At 71.0% G+C, this 1,882-nt stretch carries 1 protein-coding gene and 1 pseudogene; both read left to right on the top strand.

Going from position 1 to position 1,882, the window contains the following annotated elements; translation table 11 throughout:
* The coding region (locus AB0M47_RS42665; protein WP_363424745.1) for a hypothetical protein at positions 1-436 on the top strand (436 nt) is incomplete at its 5' end.
* A gap of 2 nt (positions 437-438) precedes the next feature.
* Positions 439-1,882: pseudogene (locus AB0M47_RS42660) on the top strand (hypothetical protein); the annotation flags it as partial.

Raw genomic sequence — 1,882 nt, 5'->3', positions numbered from 1 at the left:
GCCCCGGCCGGTGCAGGCCACGACCGCCCGTGCGTACGCTCCGCCGGCCGCTGCGGCTACGGCACGACCGGTCGGCGACGGGCGCAGCGGTGTGGTCACTGGCCTGCAGCAGCGGCAGGAGATGGCTGGGCGCACCTACTTCCAGGTTTGGAATTTCCGGCTGGAACGACGCGATGCGCGCGGTTCGGCGTTGCCGCCGGTGCCGGTCGAGATGCGGGCACGTTCGATCCGTGGTCAGATCGCCAACGGTGACCTGGTGGAGATCCCGACGTCGGGGCGGCCGATGCGGTTGAAGAACCTCACCACCGGCGCGACGGTCAAGGCGCGCGGCCGGCCGCATCCGTTCGTGCGCGGCGTCGGCCTGACGTTGTTCATGATCCTGTTCGTCATCGTCGCGATCTTCATCGTGGCCAACATCGTCCGGATCGGGTTGTAGCCGTGAGCGATCCGTTCGCCGGCATGCCGCCGATGCCTCCGCCGGAGCCGCACCATCCGGAGCCGCCGCCGCCCGATCCGGCCATGATGCCGCCTCCGCTGCCACCAGATCCGGTTCATCACGATCCCGGCTTCGACCCGAACGCGCTGCCGCCGCAGTTCGTCCCCGACCCGCAGCCGGCCTACGACCCGTACGCCGGCGGCCAGCCGATCGATCCGGGGTTCTTCCCACCCGACCCGGGATACCTGCCCGATCCGCCGGCGTACTTCCCGCCCGATCCCGGATACCTTCCGCCGCAACCACCACCCGTCGACAGCACGCTGCCCGGCCTCGGCGACGTCTACGCACCGCCCGAACCACCCGGCCACGACCAGTACGCCCCACCAGAGCCGCCCGGACTCGGCGACTACACGCCACCCGAGCCGCCGCCGATCGACAGCACGCTGCCCGGCCTCGACGACGTCTACACGCCACCCGAACCACCCGGCTATGACCAGTACGCCCCACCAGAGCCGCCCGGACTCGGCGACTTCTACGCACCGCCCGAACCACCTGAGTTCGTGGCTTACCCGCCGCCGGAATCACCGCCCGTCGACAGCTCGCTGTCCGGATTCGCTGACGTCTACGCACCACCGGAGCCACCCGGGTACGAGTACGTTGCGCCCGAGCCGCCGACGGCAGCCGCCGACCTTCGCCAAACGGTCGACGCCACCGCCGCACCCGCTCCGGCCGGCGACCCCTTCCAGAAGCTGGAACCGGGCCAGGTCACCTGGGTCGACCACAGTTACGACGACGCGGACGGGTATGTCGGCCTCTCCGAACCGCCGAATGTCTCGATCGTCCAGGACCCATCGGCGCCGGGCACCTGGCTGCTGCAGATCGAGGACCCGAACCCACCCGACCGGCATCTGTACGACAAGGACGGCCGCGACCTCGGCACGCACGGCATGGGCGTCGTCGACGACCGTTCGATGATCACGTTGGCGCGGATGGACAGCCCCGGCGGGCCACCGGCCGTTGGCCTCATGCGCGACGTGGACGGTCAGCTCACGATGGTGGTGAACCTGCCGCCGGGTGGGACGCTCACCGAGTCAACCAGTTCGGTCAACAATGTCGTCCACATCTATGGCTTCGCCCAGCAGCCGGAATCCACGCCCTCGCCCGGCAGCGTCCCCCCGCCCGGCAGTGCGCCGCTGCCTGACCCGAGTCCAGCACCCAGCAGTCCGCCCACGCCCAGCCCAGGACCAGTGCCCGGTCAAGCCCCACCGCCTCCGGGGACGGTACCTGCGACGGAGCCGCCGCAGTGGTCGCCGTCGTGGCAGCCGCCACCGCACAGCCCGTCCGACCCGGCGAGTCCCCCGCCGCCATCCGGCGGAGCGGCCTGGACACCCAGCCAGCCCGGCCAGGACCATACGCCGACGCCCGAACCCGCAGCGCCATCGCATC

This window comes from Hamadaea sp. NPDC051192 (assembly GCF_040682475.1).
Taxonomy (GTDB): Bacteria; Actinomycetota; Actinomycetes; order Mycobacteriales; family Micromonosporaceae; genus Hamadaea; species Hamadaea flava.
This window is presented reverse-complemented; position numbering and strand designations above follow the sequence as displayed.